The organism is Micromonospora parathelypteridis, assembly GCF_014201145.1.
Classification (GTDB): Bacteria; Actinomycetota; Actinomycetes; order Mycobacteriales; family Micromonosporaceae; genus Micromonospora; species Micromonospora parathelypteridis.
The window spans coordinates 2593598-2609440 of record NZ_JACHDP010000001.1; the positions used below are offsets into that span (position 1 = coordinate 2593598).

Below are 15843 nucleotides of genomic sequence, written 5' to 3' on the forward strand. Positions count from 1 at the left end.
ATGACGCCATGCTCAAGTGGGAGTACGCCCTGCTGGTCCGCCGCCGCCAAGCTGCGACCAACGACCTCGGCTGGGAGGTCGTCTTCGTCTGGTACGGCCCGGACGGCTCGATGGTCGACGTGACGCCGTACGGCGACACCGCGCTGGCCCACCTGAACCGGGCCGGCGACCAGGGCTGGGAGTTGGTCGCGATGAGCGAGGACCCGTCCCTGCCCGGCCATCACGAGTTGCACCGCTATCACCTCAAACGGCCCAAGCCCGCCGCCCCGCAACCCCGCCAACGGATACGCGGCGGCCGCCGTACCGTCTCGGGCTGACTCGGCCGCACCCTGCGCGCGTCAGCAACATGATCGACACGACATCGCCGATGTTGGTGTATCCCGCGCCCCGGATACCCCCAGATCGGCGATCTGGAGTGGATCATGGGGCATACCGGGCGCGAATGCGGGTAACGCGCGGCGGGAGGTGACCCGAATGGTCGCGTTGGCACAAACTCCACCCTCGGCCGACCGGCTGCGGGCGATCGACGAATTCCTCGGTCAGGCGTGGGCGGACCAGGTACGACACGACGACCGGCTGCAGGGCCTGGCGGTCGAGGTGCGGTTCGACCGGGGGGTGGCCCACCTCAGCGGAGACGTCGCCGAACCCGCCGAACTACGGCTCGTACGGGACCTGGTGGGGCGGCTCGCCGGCGTCTACGGCGTCTGGTGCCGGGTCGGCGTCGACGGGCGGGCGCCGGTGGTCGTGGACCTCGGCTGCGGGCCGACCAAGCAGTGGTCGAGCAACCTGGGGCTGGACATCTACCCGGCGCCGGGGGTGGACGCGGTCGCGGACCTGTCCGGTTCGCTGCCGCTCGCCGACAACTCGGTGGACGTTCTCTTCGCGGTACACATCCTGGAGCACCTGATCGACTTCCTGCCGCTGGTGGACGAGTGCCACCGGGTGCTCCGCCCGGGCGGTGTGCTGCACGTGATGAGCCCCTGGTGGGGGCATGTCAACGCGGTGGCCGACCCGACTCACGTCCGGCTGATGGACGTGCAGACGTTCAAGGGGATCTGCCAGCTCCGGCCGCCGGGCACCCCGCGGTGGTACCCGCTGCACGCCGGCTGCGACGGTGCCTCCATCTTCGCGGACCTGACCCCCCTCCCCCCAGACGCCAACCCCGCACCCCAACCCCACCTAGCCCGCTTCTTCGACTAACCACCCACCCCACCCACCCCACCCACCTCACCCACCCACCCGTCGAGCGCGGTGATCAAGAGGTTTGCGTCAAGGGGAGCGCAATTTCTGACGCAAACCTCTTGATCACCGGACAGGCCTGGGGGAGGGGGCGCGCGGGGTGGGGGTGGGGGTGGGGTGGGGTTAGGGGGTTTGGGTTGATTCGCGGAGCTCTAGGCGGTGGGGGGCCTTCAGCTCTTTGGCGGGGGCGGTGCGGTCGCCGTCCAGGCGGTTGGCCAGGAGTTCGACCGCAAGGCGGGCGATCTGCTCCTTGTCGGGGGCGACGGTGCTGAGCGTGGGGATGGAGAACCGGCCGTCCTCGATGTCGTCGAAGCCAACCACCGCCACGTCCTCAGGAACCCGCAGGCCGGCTTCGTGCAGGGCGCGCAGGGCGCCCAGGGCGAGTGTGTCGTTGAAGCAGAAGACGGCGTCGGGGCGTACGCCGGAGGTGAGCAGGCCCCGCATGGCGGCCGCGCCGTCGGCGCGATGCCAGGCCGGCGCGGGCGCCACCAGGGCCTCGTCGTAGTCGAGCCCGGCGGCGCGCAGCGCGTCGGTGTAGCCGGCCAGTCGCAGCCGGGCGCTGGCGCCTTCGTCGGTGCGTTGTGCGCCGATGGCCGCGATCCGGCGGTGGCCGAGCTCGATCAGGTGGCTGGTGATCTCCCGGGCCGCTGTCACGTTGTCGATCATCACGCGATCCGCGGGGCCGTGTTCGACCCGCTCGCCGAGCAGCACCATGGGCGTGCCGTCCAGGCTGGCAAGGTCTTCGGCGGTGAGCGCCAGCGGGCTGAAGATGAGCCCGTCGATCAGGTGGTCGGTGATGCCGGAGGCGACGACCCGCTCCTGCTCACGCCGGCCGCCGGTCTGGTCGATCAGCACCGTCCAGCCGTAGTCGGCGGCGGCGATGACCACGTGGCGGGCCAACTCGGCGAAGTACGGGATGTCCAGCTCCGGAACGGCCAGCGCGATCACGCCGGTGCGGCCCTTGCGCAGGTGGCGGGCGGAGAGGTTGGGCCGGTAGTTGAGCTCGGCGATCGCTTCCTCGACCCGGGCACGGGTGTCTGGCCGGACGTGCACGTAGCCGTTGACGACGTTGGAGACGGTCTTAACCGACACGCCGGCCCGTTCGGCCACGTCTTTGAGCCTGTGTCGCATTCCGCAACCTCCCGATGTAACCCAGCGCACCATACCTCTTCATCAGCCCTTTACAACGTTGCCTACAACGTTGTAGAAACGAAGGACACCGGGTGAACCGTGACTGCGCTCACCCGGGCAACGGCACTGAGGAAAGGTGGCACCCCCTTGCGGACCGCGCAGCTGACGGTCGACCCGGCCTTCTCCATCGGCCCGGCCGACCGACGCCTCTTCGGCTCCTTCGTCGAGCACATGGGGCGGTGCGTCTACGGCGGCATCTACGAGCCCGGCCACCCCACCGCCGACACCCGCGGCCTGCGCCGCGACGTTCTGGAACTGACCCGTGAGCTGGGCGTCTCGGTGGTCCGGTACCCGGGCGGCAACTTCGTCTCCGGCTACCGCTGGGAGGACGGCGTTGGCCCGGTCGGCAACCGGCCGCGCCGGCTCGACCTGGCCTGGAAGACGATCGAGACCAACGCGTTCGGGTTGGACGAGTTCATGACCTGGGCCGCCGAGGCCGGCGTCGAGCCGATGATGGCGGTCAACCTCGGCACGCGCGGCGTCCAGGAAGCACTGGACCTGCTGGAGTACGCCAACCACCCGGGCGGCACGGAGCTCTCCGACCTGCGGCGCAAGCACGGCGCCGAGGATCCGTACGGGGTGCGGCTGTGGTGCCTGGGCAACGAGATGGATGGCCCGTGGCAGGTCGGCCACAAGACCGCCGACGAGTACGGCCGCCTCGCCGCCGAGGCCGCCCGCGCGATGAAGATGATCGACCCGTCGATCAGTCTGATCGCCTGCGGCAGCTCCAACCGGCGGATGCCCACCTTCGCCTCCTGGGAGGCGACCGTGCTGGAGCACACCTACGAGCACGTCGACTACATCTCGGCGCACACCTACTACGACCCGTCCGACGGTGACCAGGCGAGCATCCTGGCCTCGGCCGTCGACATGGACAACTTCATCACCGAGGTCGTCGCGACCGCCGACCACGTGGCCGCCAAGCAGCGGCACAAGCGCAAGCTGAAGATCTCCTTCGACGAGTGGAACGTCTGGTACGAGTCCCGCCTAAAGGCCGACCTGGACCGGCGCGGCTGGGTCGAGGCTCCCGCCCTGATCGAGGACAACTTCACCGCGGTCGACGCGGTGGTCGTCGGCGACCTGCTGATCACCCTGCTGCGCCACGCGGACCGGGTTGGTGTGGCCGCCCAGGCCCAGTTGGCCAACGTGATCGCGCCGATCCGCACCCGCAACGGCGGCCCGGCCTGGCGGCAGAGCATCTTCCACCCGTTCGCGTTGACCGCCCGGTACGCCCGGGGCACCGTGCTGCGCACCGAGCCGGTGTCGCCGCGCTACGACACGAAGAAGTACGGGGACGTGCCGGTGCTCGACACCGTCGCCGTCCACGACGAGGAGACCGGCGAGCTGACCGTGTTCGCGGTCAACCGCGGCCAGACGGACCTCCCGTTGGAGATCGATCTGCGCGGCCTGCCGGCTATGTCCGGTCTGTCGTTCCAGAGCATCGCTGCCGGGTCTGACCCGTCAGCGACGAACACCGAGGCCGAGCCCGACCGGGTGACGCCTCGGGACCTGCCCACCCCCACCCCCGACGGCGGTCGGTGCACCGTGCGCCTGCCCGCCGTGTCCTGGAACGTGCTGCGTTTCGGCCCGGCAAGCGCCTGAGATCGCGCCGGGCTTGAGCAGGCACAATTCATACCGTCCCCCCTCAAGGAGAGATAAAGCATGATCCAGAACGACATGAGCCGGCGGCGCCTGCTCGGCCTCGGTCTCGGACTCGGCGCTGCGGCCTCGCTGACCCTCGCGGGCTGCGGCGGCGGCGACGACAGTGCCTCCGGGCCGGCCGCCGGCAACGGTGGCAAGGAGTACACCGGTCCCAAGGTGGACCTGAAGCTCTGGAACGGCTTCACCGGCGGTGACGGCGAGATCTTCAAGGCGCTCGTGAACCAGTTCAACACCGAGCACCAGAACATCGCCGTGTCGGTGGCCACGTACCAGTGGGAGGACTACTACAACAAGCTCCCCGGTGCGGCCTCCAGCGGCAACGGCCCGGACATCGCGGTCATGCACATGGACCAGCTCGCCACCTTCGCCGCCCGCGGCGTGATCAGCGAGCTGGACGACGTGGCCAAGAACCTGGAGCTCTCCGAGGCGGACTTCGCGCCCACGGTGTGGCAGGGCGGGCTCTACAACAACAAGCGGTACGGCATCCCGCTGGACATGCACCCGCTGGGCTTCTACTACAACAAGGCCGTCATGCAGCAGGCCGGCCTGGACCCGAACAAGCCGCCGACCACCAAGGACGACTTCACGGCGGCGCTGGTCGAGTTCAAGAAGGCCGGCGTGCAGGGCTTCTGGATCAGCCCGTTCCAGTTCACCGGCGGCATGACGTTCTACTCCCTGCTCAACCAGTGGGGCGGCACCCTCTTCGACGCCGACGTCGCCAAGGCCACGTTCAACTCCGACCCGGCGGTCGAGGCCTGCACCTGGCTGGTCGACATGATCAGGCAGGGCCACTCGCCGGCCAACGTCGGCCAGGACGCCGAGTACCTGGCGTTCAAGAGCGGTAAGAACGCCTTCACCTTCAACGGCATCTGGCAGATCAACGATCTGAAGAAGAGCCCCGAGGTGCAGTGGGGCGTCGCCCCGCTCCCCCAGATCGGCAGCAAGAAGGCCACCTGGGCCAACTCGCACAACTTCACCATCGTGAAGCAGAAGGCCAACAACGCCAACAAGATCGCCGGCTCGAAGGTCTTCATCAACTGGCTGAGCCAGCACTCGCTGGACTGGGCCAAGGGCGGCCAGATCCCGGCCCGGAAGGCCGTACGCGAGAGCGCCGAGTTCAAGGCGCTGCCGGAGATCTCGGTGCTCGCCCCCGAGCTGGAGTACGCGGCCTTCCCGCCGGCGGCCCCCGGCCTGGGCGAGGTCATCACGACCTTCTACAACTCGTTCAACGAGGCCGCGCTGGGCAAGAAGACGCCCAAGCAGGCGCTGGACGACGGCGTTGCCAAGGCCAACCGGCAGCTCGAGGACAACCGCAAGAAGTACGGGAGCTGATAACTAGTGGCGGACGTGATCGAGGTCGGGGCGGCGCGCGGAGACGCGCCGCCCCCGGCGGCCAAAGCAGCCCGCCGGGCCGCCTCGGCGGGTCGGACCAGACGGGCGACGCCATACCTGTTCCTTGCCCCCTACCTGGTCCTGTTCGGGGTCTTCGGCCTGTTGCCGATCATCCTCGGCGTGTGGCTGAGCGTGCACCAGTGGGACTTCCAACTGCCCAACCGGCCGTTCGTCGGGTTGGACAACTACAAGGAGCTGTTCTCCAGCGACTCCGCCGTCTACGGCGACTGGTGGGAGAGCGTCCGGGCCACCGCGATCTTCACGGTGCTGTCGGTGCCGCTGCTGGTGGTCGTACCGCTCGGGCTGGCGCTGCTGCTGAACCGCTCCTTCCCGGGCCGGACCTTCTTCCGGGCGGTCTACTTCGCGCCGTACGTGCTGGGCGTCGCGGTGATCGGCCTGCTCTGGCGGTTCCTGCTCGATGCCAACCTGGGCCTGGTCAACCGGCTCCTCGGGGTTGTCGGGCTGCCGTCGGACACCCCCTGGGTCACCAACATGCCGTGGGCCTGGATCTCCCTGGTCGGGGTGACCGTCTGGTGGACCTCCGGCTTCAACGCGGTCATTTACCTGGCCGGCCTGCAGGACATCTCGCCTGAGCTGTACGAGGCCGCCCGGATGGACGGCGCGAACGCCTGGCAGCGGTTCCGCAGCGTCACGCTGCCCGGCCTGCGCCCGGTGCTGCTGTTCGTGATCACCACGACCGTGCTCGCCTCGGCGAACATGTTCGGCCAGTCGTTCCTGATCACCCAGGGGACGCCCGGCACGGAGACCCGGACGGTGGTGTGGTTCATCGTCGAGGAGGGCCTGCGGGACAACGACGCCGGCCGCGCCGCCGCGATGAGCATCGTGTTCGCCCTGATGCTGGCGGTCGTGAGCCTCGCCAACTTCCGTCTCTTCCGCTACAAGGAAGACTGAGGGGATCGCCATGACGACGCCCACGCCCACCACCGGCGGCTCCGCATCGGGGCTGCGCCGGGTCGGGCTCTACACGACCCTGGTCGTGCTGGCCCTGATCTTCCTGGTTCCGCTGCTGTGGATGGTCATCACCTCGCTGAAGACCTACACCGCAGCCCAGCAGATCCCACCGAGCTGGCTGCCGAACCCGCTCGCCGGATACGGCTACGAGCAGGTCATCAACAACTCGGCGAACCCGGTGCTGCGCTGGTTCCTCAACAGCATGGTGGCGGCCACGCTGCACTCGCTGCTGGTGCTGGTGACCGCCTCGATGGCCGCGTACTCCCTGGCTCGTCTGCGGTTCCGGGGACGCGGGGTGACCTTCGCTCTGATCGTCGGGACGCTGTTCATCCCGCCGACCTCGCTGATCGTCCCGAACTTCCTGATCGTCGACCAGCTCAACTGGATCGACACCCTCGCCGTGATCGTGGTGCCCGGCGCGGCCAGCGCGTTCGGGGTGTTCTTCCTGCGGCAGTTCTTCCTCTCCCTGCCGGACGAGCTGGAGGAGGCCGCCACGCTGGACGGCGCCAACCAGTGGCAGATCTTCGTCAAGGTGGTGCTGCCGCTGTCCAAGCCGGCGCTGGCCACCCTGGCCGTGCTGTCGTTCCTCACCAACTGGAACGACTTCCTCTGGCCGATCTTCGTGCTGTTCAGCCCGGAGAAGCTCACCCTGCCGCCGGGCCTGGGCCTGCTCCAGGGCTCGTACGTCACCGACTACCCGGTGATCATGGCGGGTGCGGTGCTGGCCAGCCTGCCGGTGCTGATCCTCTTCGTGCTCGCCCAGCGGCACATCATCCAGGGCGTCTCCCGCAGCGGTTTGAAGGGATGACGCGCACAACCGTCTGTCGACGCGGCGCGGCGGCGATCGTCATCGCCGCCGCGCTGCTCGTTGCGGGCTGTGCCGACAGCAGCGAACCCACCCCCACGAGCAGCGGGAGCGACCCCAGCATGTTCACCAACCCCGTCGTGAAGACCGACGCCCCAGACCCGCAGGCCATCCAGGTGGGCGACACCTGGTACCTGTTCCACACCAACTCCGAGGGCCGCAACGTCCCGGTGCACACGTCGACGGACCTGGTCGACTGGACCGAGGCCAAGGACGCTCTGCCGACGCTGCCGGACTGGGCGGACGCCGGCAAGACCTGGGCACCCGAGGCGATCCAGCTGGCACCGGACCGGTTCCTGCTCTACTACACCGTCGCCGGGCGGGAGTCCGGGCGGCAGTGCGTCGGGCGGGCCGTGGCCAGCGCGCCGCAGGGGCCGTACCGGGACGACGCGAGCGGCCCGCTGATCTGCCAGGCCGACCTGGGTGGGGCGATCGACGCCAGCCCGTTCCGGGACACCGACGGCAGCCTCTGGCTGCTGTGGAAGAACGACGGCAACGCGATCGGGGTGGACACCTGGCTCTGGTCCCAGCGTCTCGCCGATGACGGCCTGACCCTCGTCGGCGAGCCGACGAAGCTGCTCAAGCAGACCGAGCCGTGGGAGGGCACCCTGATCGAGGGGCCGTTCTTCCACCGCCAGGACGGTCGGCTGTTCCTCTTCTTCGCCGCCAACGCCTATGACAGGGCGGAGTACGCCGAGGGCTACGCGGTCTGCGAGAGCCCGACCGGCCCGTGTGTGAAGGCCGCCGAGAACCCGATCCTGAAGAGCAAGGATGCCGCCTCGGGCCCCGGTCACGCCTCGATGGTCGTGAAGGACGGCCGGACCTGGCTGCTGTACCACGCCTGGCCGCCCGGCCAGGAGGGCAGCACCGACCCCGGTCGGCAGGTCTGGCTCGACGAGGTGACGTGGGTCGACGGCAAGCCGGTGGTCCAGGGCCCGACCGCCGCGCCGCAGCCCCGCCCCTGACCGTCAGTAAGGGCCTCTCGCGATCCGCGAGAGGCCATTACTGCATTTCCGGGTCAGCTGTCAGCGGCCGGGGCGACGGCCGGATCGTGTCGGGCCAGCCGGTTGCGGCGGTAGCCGTAGCCGAAGTAGATCACCGCGCCGAGCAGCATCCAGGCGAGGAACCGCAGCCAGGTCTCCACCGACAGGTTGAGCATCAGGTAGAAGCAGGCCAGCGCCGAGATGATCGGCAACACCGGGGAGAACGGCACCCGGAACGGCCGTTCCAGGTCCGGGCGCCTGCGGCGCAGGATCGGCACCGCGGTCGACACGAGCACGAACGCGCAGAGCGCGCCGATGCTGACCAGGTCGGCCAGCGCGGACAGCGGCAGGAAGCCGGCGAGCAGCGCGACCGCGACCGTCATGATCGCCGAGATCCGGTACGGGGTGCCCCAGCGCGGATGCACCTTCGCGATCGAGGGCGGGATCAGCCCGTCCCGGGCGATGGCGAAGCCGATCCGGCCCATCGCCACCAGGTCGACCAGGATGACGCTGGTCAGGCCCGCGACCGCCGCGATGGAGACCAGCACGGCAGCCCAGCCTGCGCCGACCGCCTCGAAGGCCGACGCGATCGGGGCGCCCCGGTCGATCTCGGTGTACGGCACCATTCCGACCACCACCAGCGAGACGCCGATGTAGAGCACGGTGGAGATCAGCAGCGTGCCGAGCAGACCCAGGGTGAGGTCCCGCTTGGGCTTCCTCGTCTCCTCGCCCAGGTTCGCCACCGCCTCGAAGCCGGTGTACGCGAAGAAGACGACCGCAGCGGCGCTGAGCACCCCGACGAAGCCGAAGACCGACGGCTCCAGCCCGAAGAGCGCCTGCGTGACAGGTTGCTTGATGCCGTCGTCGCCACTGCCTGCGGGCTCGGCCGGGGGGATGAACGGAGTGAGGTTGGCGGCCTTGACGAAGAACAGACCGGCCACCACCACGAAGACGCAGATGGCCACCTTGACCAGCACCAACAGGTTGGTGATCCGGGCCGACTCCCGAATGCCGACGATCGCCACGACGCCGAGGATCAGCACGATGGCGATGGCTCCGACGTTGACCGTGCTGCCTTCCTCGCCGAACCAGCGGGTGGGCAGGTCGAGCAGCTCCGCGAGGTAGCCGGACCACCCTCGCGCCACCACGGCCGCGCCGAGCGCGAACTCCAGCAGCAGATCCCAGCCGATGATCCAGGCGACGATCTCGCCCATCGTCGCGTACGCGTACGTGTAGGCGCTGCCGGCGGTCGGCACGCTGGAGGCCAACTCGGCGTAGCAGAGCGCGGCGAGCAGGGCCACCAGGCCGGCGATGGCGAAGGAGATCACCACGCCCGGTCCGGCGCTGTCCCGGGCTTCGATCCCGGTGAGCGTGAAGATGCCGGTGCCGATCACGATGCCGATGCCGAAGCCGGTGAGGTCGACCGCACCGAGCCGTCTCTTCAGCCCGAGTTGACCGTCCGAGCCGTCTGCCTCACCTTGGGCTATCACGTCCTTGATCGGTTTGGTGCGCAGCACGGACACGCGGTCACCCCTCCCACCGTGCGACCACCCCGTGGCGGCCGGTAGCCGGCGTTGCTACCCAGTGGCGGGATTGATCAACCGTGAACCCTTGCGGCAATGACCAGACTGTGAAAATTTTCTACTAGCGATGCATGGATGAGCGGCGAATCTTGCCGGCAGTGCCGCGCTGGACACCCGGGAGCCCCAACGAAGGGACACACCGCATGAAGGCCACACGACTCGGTGCCGCCGGGCTGGTCGCAGCCCTGCTCGGCACGCTCGTCACCAGCACCCCCGCCAACGCCGCGCCCGACGCGGCCAGCACCACCACCGCCACCTGCGCCACCGACCCGGCCACGCCGAAGCGGCAGTTCCGGGCCATGTGGATCTCGTCGGTGGTCAACATCGACTGGCCCAGCAAGGCGTCCCAGACCAGCCCGGACCAGGTCGCCGCCCAGCAGACCGAGTACCGGGAGCTGCTCGACCTCGCCCAGCGGCTGAACCACAACGCGGTCGTGGTGCAGGTCCGGCCCACCGCCGACGCGCTCTGGCCCTCGCCGTACGAGCCGTGGTCGGAATACCTGACCGGCATCCGTGGGCAGGACCCCGGCTGGGATCCCCTGGCCTTCCTGGTCGCCGAGGCCCACCGGCGCAACCTGGAGTTCCACGCCTGGTTCAACCCGTACCGCGTCTCGATGCCCGCGCCCGGCGGCGCCGGCGCGGACCTCGCCCAGCTCGCCCCCGGCCACCCGGCCCGGCAGCATCCGGACTGGACCTTCGCCTACCCGCCGGCCGGCGTGGCCGGCAGCCGGCTCTACTACAACCCCGGCATCCCCGAGGTCCGCGAGTTCGTGCAGACCGCGATGATGGACGCGGTCAGCCGGTACGACATCGACGGCGTGCACTTCGACGACTACTTCTACCCCTACCCCAGCGGCACGTACCAGGTGCCGGACGACGCCACCTTCGCGGCCTACAACCGGGGCTTCACCGACCGGGCGGACTGGCGGCGCGACAACATCAACCTGCTGATCCAGGAGATGAACGGCAAGATCAAGGCGGCGAAGCCGTGGGTGAAGTTCGGGGTCAGTCCGTTCGGCATCTGGCGCAACAAGGCCGTCGACCCGCTCGGCTCGGACACCACCGGCAGCCAGTCGTACGACATCATCTCCGCCGACACCCGTAAGTGGATCAAGCAGGAGTGGATCGACTACGTGGTGCCGCAGCTCTACTGGTACATCGGCCAGTACCCGGCGGCCGACTACGCGCGACTCGTGCCGTGGTGGGCCGAGACCGTGCGGGGCACCCGCGTACAGCTCTACATCGGCCAGGCCGACTACAAGAGCGGCGATGCGGCGTACGGGCCGTTCTGGCAGAACCCGAGTGAGCTGTCCGACCACCTGACGCTCAATCAGGCGTACCCCGAGGTGCAGGGCAACGTGCACTTCTCGGCAGTTCAGGTGCGGGCCAACCGGCTCGGCGCCACCGACATCTACGCGGCCGAGCACTACTCCCGTCCGGCGCTCGTGCCAGCCATGCCGCACCTGCCGGCCCGTCCACTGCTCTTCCCGGTGGTCACCAAGGCGGCACGGCAGGCCGACGGGGTCCGGCTGACCTGGCGCCAGCCGGCTGACGGCGTCGGGCCACTCGGCACCGCCACCTCGTACGCGATCTACCGGTTCGACGGCACCACGCTGCCGGGTCGGTGCGGCACCGCGGACGCCGCACACCTGGTCGACACCGTCCGGGCCACCCCGGGCGGCTCCCAGTCCTGGGTGGACACCTCGGCCGTGCCCGGCCGGCGCTACACCTACCAGCTGACCGCGCTGGACCGGTCGGCCAACGAGAGCCCGACGAGCCCGCCGGCCTTCGTCCTGCGCTGACCCGTCCGTCCCTCGCCGAATGCCCCGGGTGCTCAATGCTCCCGGGGCATTCGTCTGTTTCGACGCCTGTCATCAATAGTTGGCGCGGCACATACCGACCGGTTGATCAGCTGATCGAGACTCATCGACATCCGGTAACCCGCCGGTAACTTCCGTCCCGCCCGCTCACCCCCGCGGAGGTAACCCGTGCCCCGACGTCTCGCCACCCTGTTCGCCTCGGGCGCGCTAGCGCTGCTCGCCACCCTCGCCATCGCCTCCCCCGCCGCCGCCGTCACCCCCGCCCAGCGGCTCTCCGTGCTGTCCAGTTGGACCCAGACCAGCGCCTCCAGCTACAACTCCTGGAACAGCGCCCGGGTCAACCGGGCCCCCTGGGCCGAGTACAACTTCAACTGGTCCACCGACTACTGCTCGTCCAGCCCGGACAACCCACTCGGGTTCACCTTCAACCTGGGCTGCTACCGGCACGACTTCGGCTACCGCAACTACAAGGCGGTCGGCCAGTTCCCCGCCAACAAGTCCCGACTGGACAGCGCCTTCTACGAGGACCTGAAGCGCGTCTGCGCCACGTACAACGCGATCGTCCGGCCAGCCTGCTACAGCCTGGCCTGGACCTACTACCAGGCGGTCAGCATCTTCGGATCGGTAGCGGCCGTCCAGCAGGCCGACATCGACCGCGCCGCCCGAATGAAGGCCGACGCCGAACGCCGAGCCGCCACCCGCGCCTAACCCCACCCCCCACCCGCGTTGATCATGAAGTTGTCGCGCGCCTACTCGGCGTGTCGCGGCAATAACTTCATGATCAACAACGGTGGGGGTGGGTGGGTTAGGCGCGTTCGGTGCGGGTTGCTGGATGGCGGTCGGGGTCGGCGGGGCTGAGCGGGGTTGGCTCCGGCAGGCCGGTGCTGAAACGGATTGAATCCGCCGCCAGGTCCGGATGCTCCACGTCCAGTGCCAGCGCCGCGGCCTCGTCCAACCCCAACTCCGCACCCTCGCCGTACGCGTCGTCGAAGGCCGCGTCGCCCAGCACCGCGCGCAACTCCGCCTGCTGTTCGGCCCAGTAGCTGCCGTAGATACCCGGGGTCGCTCGCATGCTCGCCCGGGTGGCCTGCGCCGCTCCGAACAGGCGAGCGGCGGTCAACCGGTCTCCGCCGATCGCGCAGCGCACCGCGATCGCGTTCAACGTGTCGCAGGCCCGGCCGTGATAGCCATGGCCCATCCGAGAACGCAGTGCCACCAACAGGTGCTCATGTGCCGCGATCACGTCACCCCGGGCCAGCGCGACCATCCCGAGCAGCATGTCCACCGAACGCCGACCCCGCTCGACCGGACGGACCGCCTCCACCGGGCGGACCGCACCCAGCAGATCCGCGGCCTCCTCCAGGGCGCCCCGCCGCCAGAGCAACTCGGCCAGGCTGAACACCGCCAGCAGTGCCTCGCCGACCACGTCCTGCCCATGCGCCCAGTCGATGACCTCCCGGCACACCCGCTCGGCCTCGACGAACTGGCCCATGTCCACCAGCGGAGCGGCCCTGCCGGCGAGCACCCGGGCCAGCAACCCGGCATCACCGGCCTGCCGGGCGGCCGCCTCCGCCCGCTGGGAGTAGCGCAACTCCTCGGCGAACTCGCCGTCGGCACCGGCGTGCAGCGAATGCATGTGGTAGACCGCCGCCAGCTCCGCCTCCGGGATCCGCTCGCCCGTTTCAGCGAGACGCCCGTACAACCGGAACAGCCAGAGCCGCCCCTCCCGGGCCAAGCCCCGCTCAAGCCACCACTGGTCCAGGCCACCAGCCAACCCGAGACCGGCGCGGGCGCTGCCACCGGTCGCGCACCAGCGCAGGGCGGCGCGAAGCTCCCCGGCCAGCGGATCGAGGGCGTACAGCGACAGCGTCACCGGCCGGCCGTCCTGGCCCAGGCGCGCCCGCTCCACCGCATGCCCCGACCAGGCCACATGCCGGTCCCGGGCGGCCTGCTCCTCACCCGCCTCGACCAACCGCCGCGCCGCGTACGCCCGGATGGGGTCGAGCATCCGGTAGGTGCTGCCGGCGGCACGTGGCTCGGCCAACACCATCGACTTGTCCACCAGCACCGAGAGTGGATCCAGCGGGTCGTCACCCAGCAGCCACTCCACCGTCGCCAGGTCCACCGGCCCGGCGAAGACCGCCAGCCACCGCAGCAGACGAGCGGCCCGAGGCCCCAGCGTCCGGTACGACCAGGTGACGGTGGCCTGCATGGTCAGGTGCCGCTCGGTGGCTGAGCGCTGCACCGCCCTGCTCGCCGGGGTGGGCGGCGACGCCCCGGCGGCCGCGGCGACCAGGTCCACCGTGTCCTGCTGATTGCCGGACCAACCCCGCTCCACCGGTGGTGGATCCGGGTCCTCCCGGCCGGCGTCCAGTGTGCCGAGCACATCGTCGAGCCGCTCGGCGAGTTGACCGACCGAGAGCACCCGCAGGCGGGCGGCGGCCAACTCGATGGCGAGCGGCAACCCGTCCAGCCGCTGCACCACCCGGCGAAGATCGGCCGACTCGGCGGGGTCCGGCTGTCGGCCGCCGCGGGCCGCCGTCGTACGGTCCAGCAACAACGCCACCGCGTCGCTCTCCACACCGTCCGCCTGCGGGTCGACCGAGAGCGGCGGGATCCGCCACACCACCTCGCCCGGCAGGCTGAACGACTCACGGCTGGTCGCCAGCACCCGCACACCGCCCCCGCCGGACAGCAACCGCGCGATCACCTCCGCACAGGCGGCCGGTTGGGTGTCGCAGGTGTCCAGGACGACCAGCATGCGGCGGCCGGCCGCGTGCTCGACCAGGGTGTCCACCATCGGCCGGCCCGGCTCGGGTCGCAGGCCGAGCACCGCGGCGATCGCGAACGCCACCAGCCCCGGGTCGGTCACCGTGGCGATGTCGACGAACCAGACCCCATCCGGGTACGCCTCGACCACCCCGCTGGCCAGCTCCACCGCGAGCCGGGTCTTGCCCGCGCCCCCCGCCCCCAGCACGGTCACGAGGCGGTGCTGCTCCAGCAACAACCCCAGCTCGACGCGCTCGGACTGCCGACCAACGAACGACGTCACCTGGGTCGGCAGGTTGTGCGCCACCGCGTCGGCGGTACGGGGTCGGGGGAACTGCCGCTCCAGGCCCGGTGCGACCAGTTGGAAGAGTCGTTCCCGGTCGTCGAAGCCGCGCAACCGGTGCAGGCCCAGGTCGAGCAGGGACGCACCGGGCGGCAACGGATCGGCCCGACGGGCGGTGGACGCCGAACAGAGCACCTGCCCGCCATGGGCGGCGGCGGCCACCCGAGCGGCGCGGTGCACCTCGGGGCTGGCGTACTCGCCGTCGCGCGGCTCGGCGTAGCCGGTGTGCAGGCCCATCCGCACCCGGGGCGCGGCTTCCGCGGTGGGCCAGTCATGGCTGGACAACGCCCGCTGGGCGGTCAGACACGCGGTCAGCGCCGCCGCCGCGTCCTCGAAGGCCAGGAAGAACGAGTCGCCCTCGGTCAGCAGCTCAGCGCCGCCCGTGCTGGCCAGCGTCCGGCGCAGCAGCCGTCGATGCTCGGCGAGCACCGGGCGGTAGTCCGGCCCGAGCAGCTGAGCCAGCCGGGTCGAGCCCTCGATATCGGTGAACACGAAGGTCACCCAACCGCTCGGGAGCTGGATCCGTGGCGACATGCGTGGAACCTCCGCCCGTGACGTCGGGTTCATGCTGCCTGAGTCCGAGTGGTCACACATCGTGAGAACGGCCGGGCAGGTGCCGCCTCAAAGTGCCACTCGGACCCGCTCCCGGCAAGACCAGCCCACCAGGTGGCGGCGAACTGACCAGATCAGCAACCGCAGGCGCCGCCGCAGCACCCACCACCGGCGGACGCCGGGGCACCACCGGCCGCACCACCCCGGCCGGTGACCGCGACCGCGGAGAGCAGCTTGACTGTGTCGGCGTGTCCCTGCGGGCAGGTGGCCGGGTCGGCGGCCGCAGCCATCGAACGGTTGACCTCGAAGGTGTCGCCGCAGGCGCGGCAGCGGAACTCGTACCGGGGCATGGCACCCAGGGTACGTGGATCTGGCGTTCGGCGGAGCATGGGTGATACTCGACAGGTGGTGGACGGCGAGGACGACACGCGTGTGCAACCGTTACGACCGGCCGCGCCGCTGGACGGGCCAC

General features: G+C 70.0%; 13 protein-coding genes. 9 read left to right on the forward strand and 4 right to left on the reverse strand.

Going from position 1 to position 15843, the window contains the following annotated elements; all coding sequences use genetic code 11:
• Positions 1 to 8: 8 nt before the first annotated feature.
• Both HNR20_RS11465 and HNR20_RS11470 read left to right on the forward strand, forming a co-directional pair.
• Positions 9 to 317 (forward strand): hypothetical protein, encoded by a 309-nt coding sequence (locus HNR20_RS11465; protein ID WP_184178909.1) that lies wholly within the window; start codon positions 9 to 11, stop codon positions 315 to 317.
• Between the two features lie 157 nt (positions 318 to 474).
• A complete protein-coding gene (locus tag HNR20_RS11470) occupies positions 475 to 1200 on the forward strand; it encodes a methyltransferase domain-containing protein (RefSeq protein ID WP_184178911.1) in 726 nt (241 codons plus the stop codon).
• 162 nt (positions 1201 to 1362) lie between these two features.
• Here the strand turns inward: HNR20_RS11470 and HNR20_RS11475 are convergent, their stop codons facing one another.
• Positions 1363 to 2370, reverse strand: coding sequence for a LacI family DNA-binding transcriptional regulator (locus tag HNR20_RS11475; protein ID WP_184178913.1), 1008 nt, complete (start codon positions 2368 to 2370; stop codon positions 1363 to 1365).
• A 147-nt stretch (positions 2371 to 2517) separates the two neighbouring features.
• Here HNR20_RS11475 and arfA point away from each other — a divergent pair, with 147 nt between their 5' ends.
• From arfA to HNR20_RS11500, 5 genes are read left to right on the forward strand one after another with little or no spacing between them, the layout of a single operon-like run.
• Entirely contained in the window at positions 2518 to 4032 is a 1515-nt protein-coding gene (arfA, locus tag HNR20_RS11480) for an arabinosylfuranosidase ArfA (RefSeq protein ID WP_184178915.1), read from the forward strand.
• A 60-nt stretch (positions 4033 to 4092) separates the two neighbouring features.
• The gene (locus HNR20_RS11485) at positions 4093 to 5424 is read left to right on the forward strand and encodes an ABC transporter substrate-binding protein (RefSeq protein ID WP_184178917.1); all 1332 of its coding nucleotides are present in this window, start codon (positions 4093 to 4095) and stop codon (positions 5422 to 5424) included.
• Between the two features lie 6 nt (positions 5425 to 5430).
• Complete coding sequence (locus HNR20_RS11490) at positions 5431 to 6396, forward strand: carbohydrate ABC transporter permease (RefSeq protein WP_184178919.1); 966 nt, start codon at positions 5431 to 5433, stop codon at positions 6394 to 6396.
• A gap of 10 nt (positions 6397 to 6406) precedes the next feature.
• A complete protein-coding gene (locus HNR20_RS11495; RefSeq protein ID WP_184178921.1) occupies positions 6407 to 7264 on the forward strand; it encodes a carbohydrate ABC transporter permease in 858 nt (285 codons plus the stop codon).
• Entirely contained in the window at positions 7261 to 8286 is a 1026-nt protein-coding gene (locus tag HNR20_RS11500) for a glycoside hydrolase family 43 protein (RefSeq protein ID WP_184178923.1), read from the forward strand. The genes HNR20_RS11495 and HNR20_RS11500 overlap by 4 nt, the downstream gene beginning before the upstream one ends.
• A 53-nt stretch (positions 8287 to 8339) precedes the next feature.
• Here the strand turns inward: HNR20_RS11500 and HNR20_RS11505 are convergent, their stop codons facing one another.
• Positions 8340 to 9827, reverse strand: a complete 1488-nt coding sequence (locus tag HNR20_RS11505; protein WP_184178925.1) for an amino acid permease — start codon at positions 9825 to 9827, stop codon at positions 8340 to 8342.
• Between the two features lie 203 nt (positions 9828 to 10030).
• Between HNR20_RS11505 and HNR20_RS11510 the strand changes: the two genes are divergently transcribed.
• The gene (locus HNR20_RS11510) at positions 10031 to 11689 is read left to right on the forward strand and encodes a glycoside hydrolase family 10-like protein (RefSeq protein ID WP_184178927.1); all 1659 of its coding nucleotides are present in this window, start codon (positions 10031 to 10033) and stop codon (positions 11687 to 11689) included.
• A gap of 186 nt (positions 11690 to 11875) precedes the next feature.
• Positions 11876 to 12415: a phospholipase gene (locus tag HNR20_RS11515; protein WP_184178929.1), complete on the forward strand. Its 540-nt coding sequence runs from the start codon at positions 11876 to 11878 to the stop codon at positions 12413 to 12415.
• Between the two features lie 97 nt (positions 12416 to 12512).
• Here HNR20_RS11515 and HNR20_RS11520 read toward each other — a convergent pair whose 3' ends face one another.
• On the reverse strand, positions 12513 to 15353 hold the full coding sequence (locus tag HNR20_RS11520; protein ID WP_184178931.1) for an ATP-binding protein: 2841 nt from the start codon (positions 15351 to 15353) through the stop codon (positions 12513 to 12515).
• A gap of 152 nt (positions 15354 to 15505) precedes the next feature.
• Positions 15506 to 15721: an FmdB family zinc ribbon protein gene (locus HNR20_RS11525; protein ID WP_184178933.1), complete on the reverse strand. Its 216-nt coding sequence runs from the start codon at positions 15719 to 15721 to the stop codon at positions 15506 to 15508.
• Between the last annotated feature and the right edge of the window lie 122 nt (positions 15722 to 15843).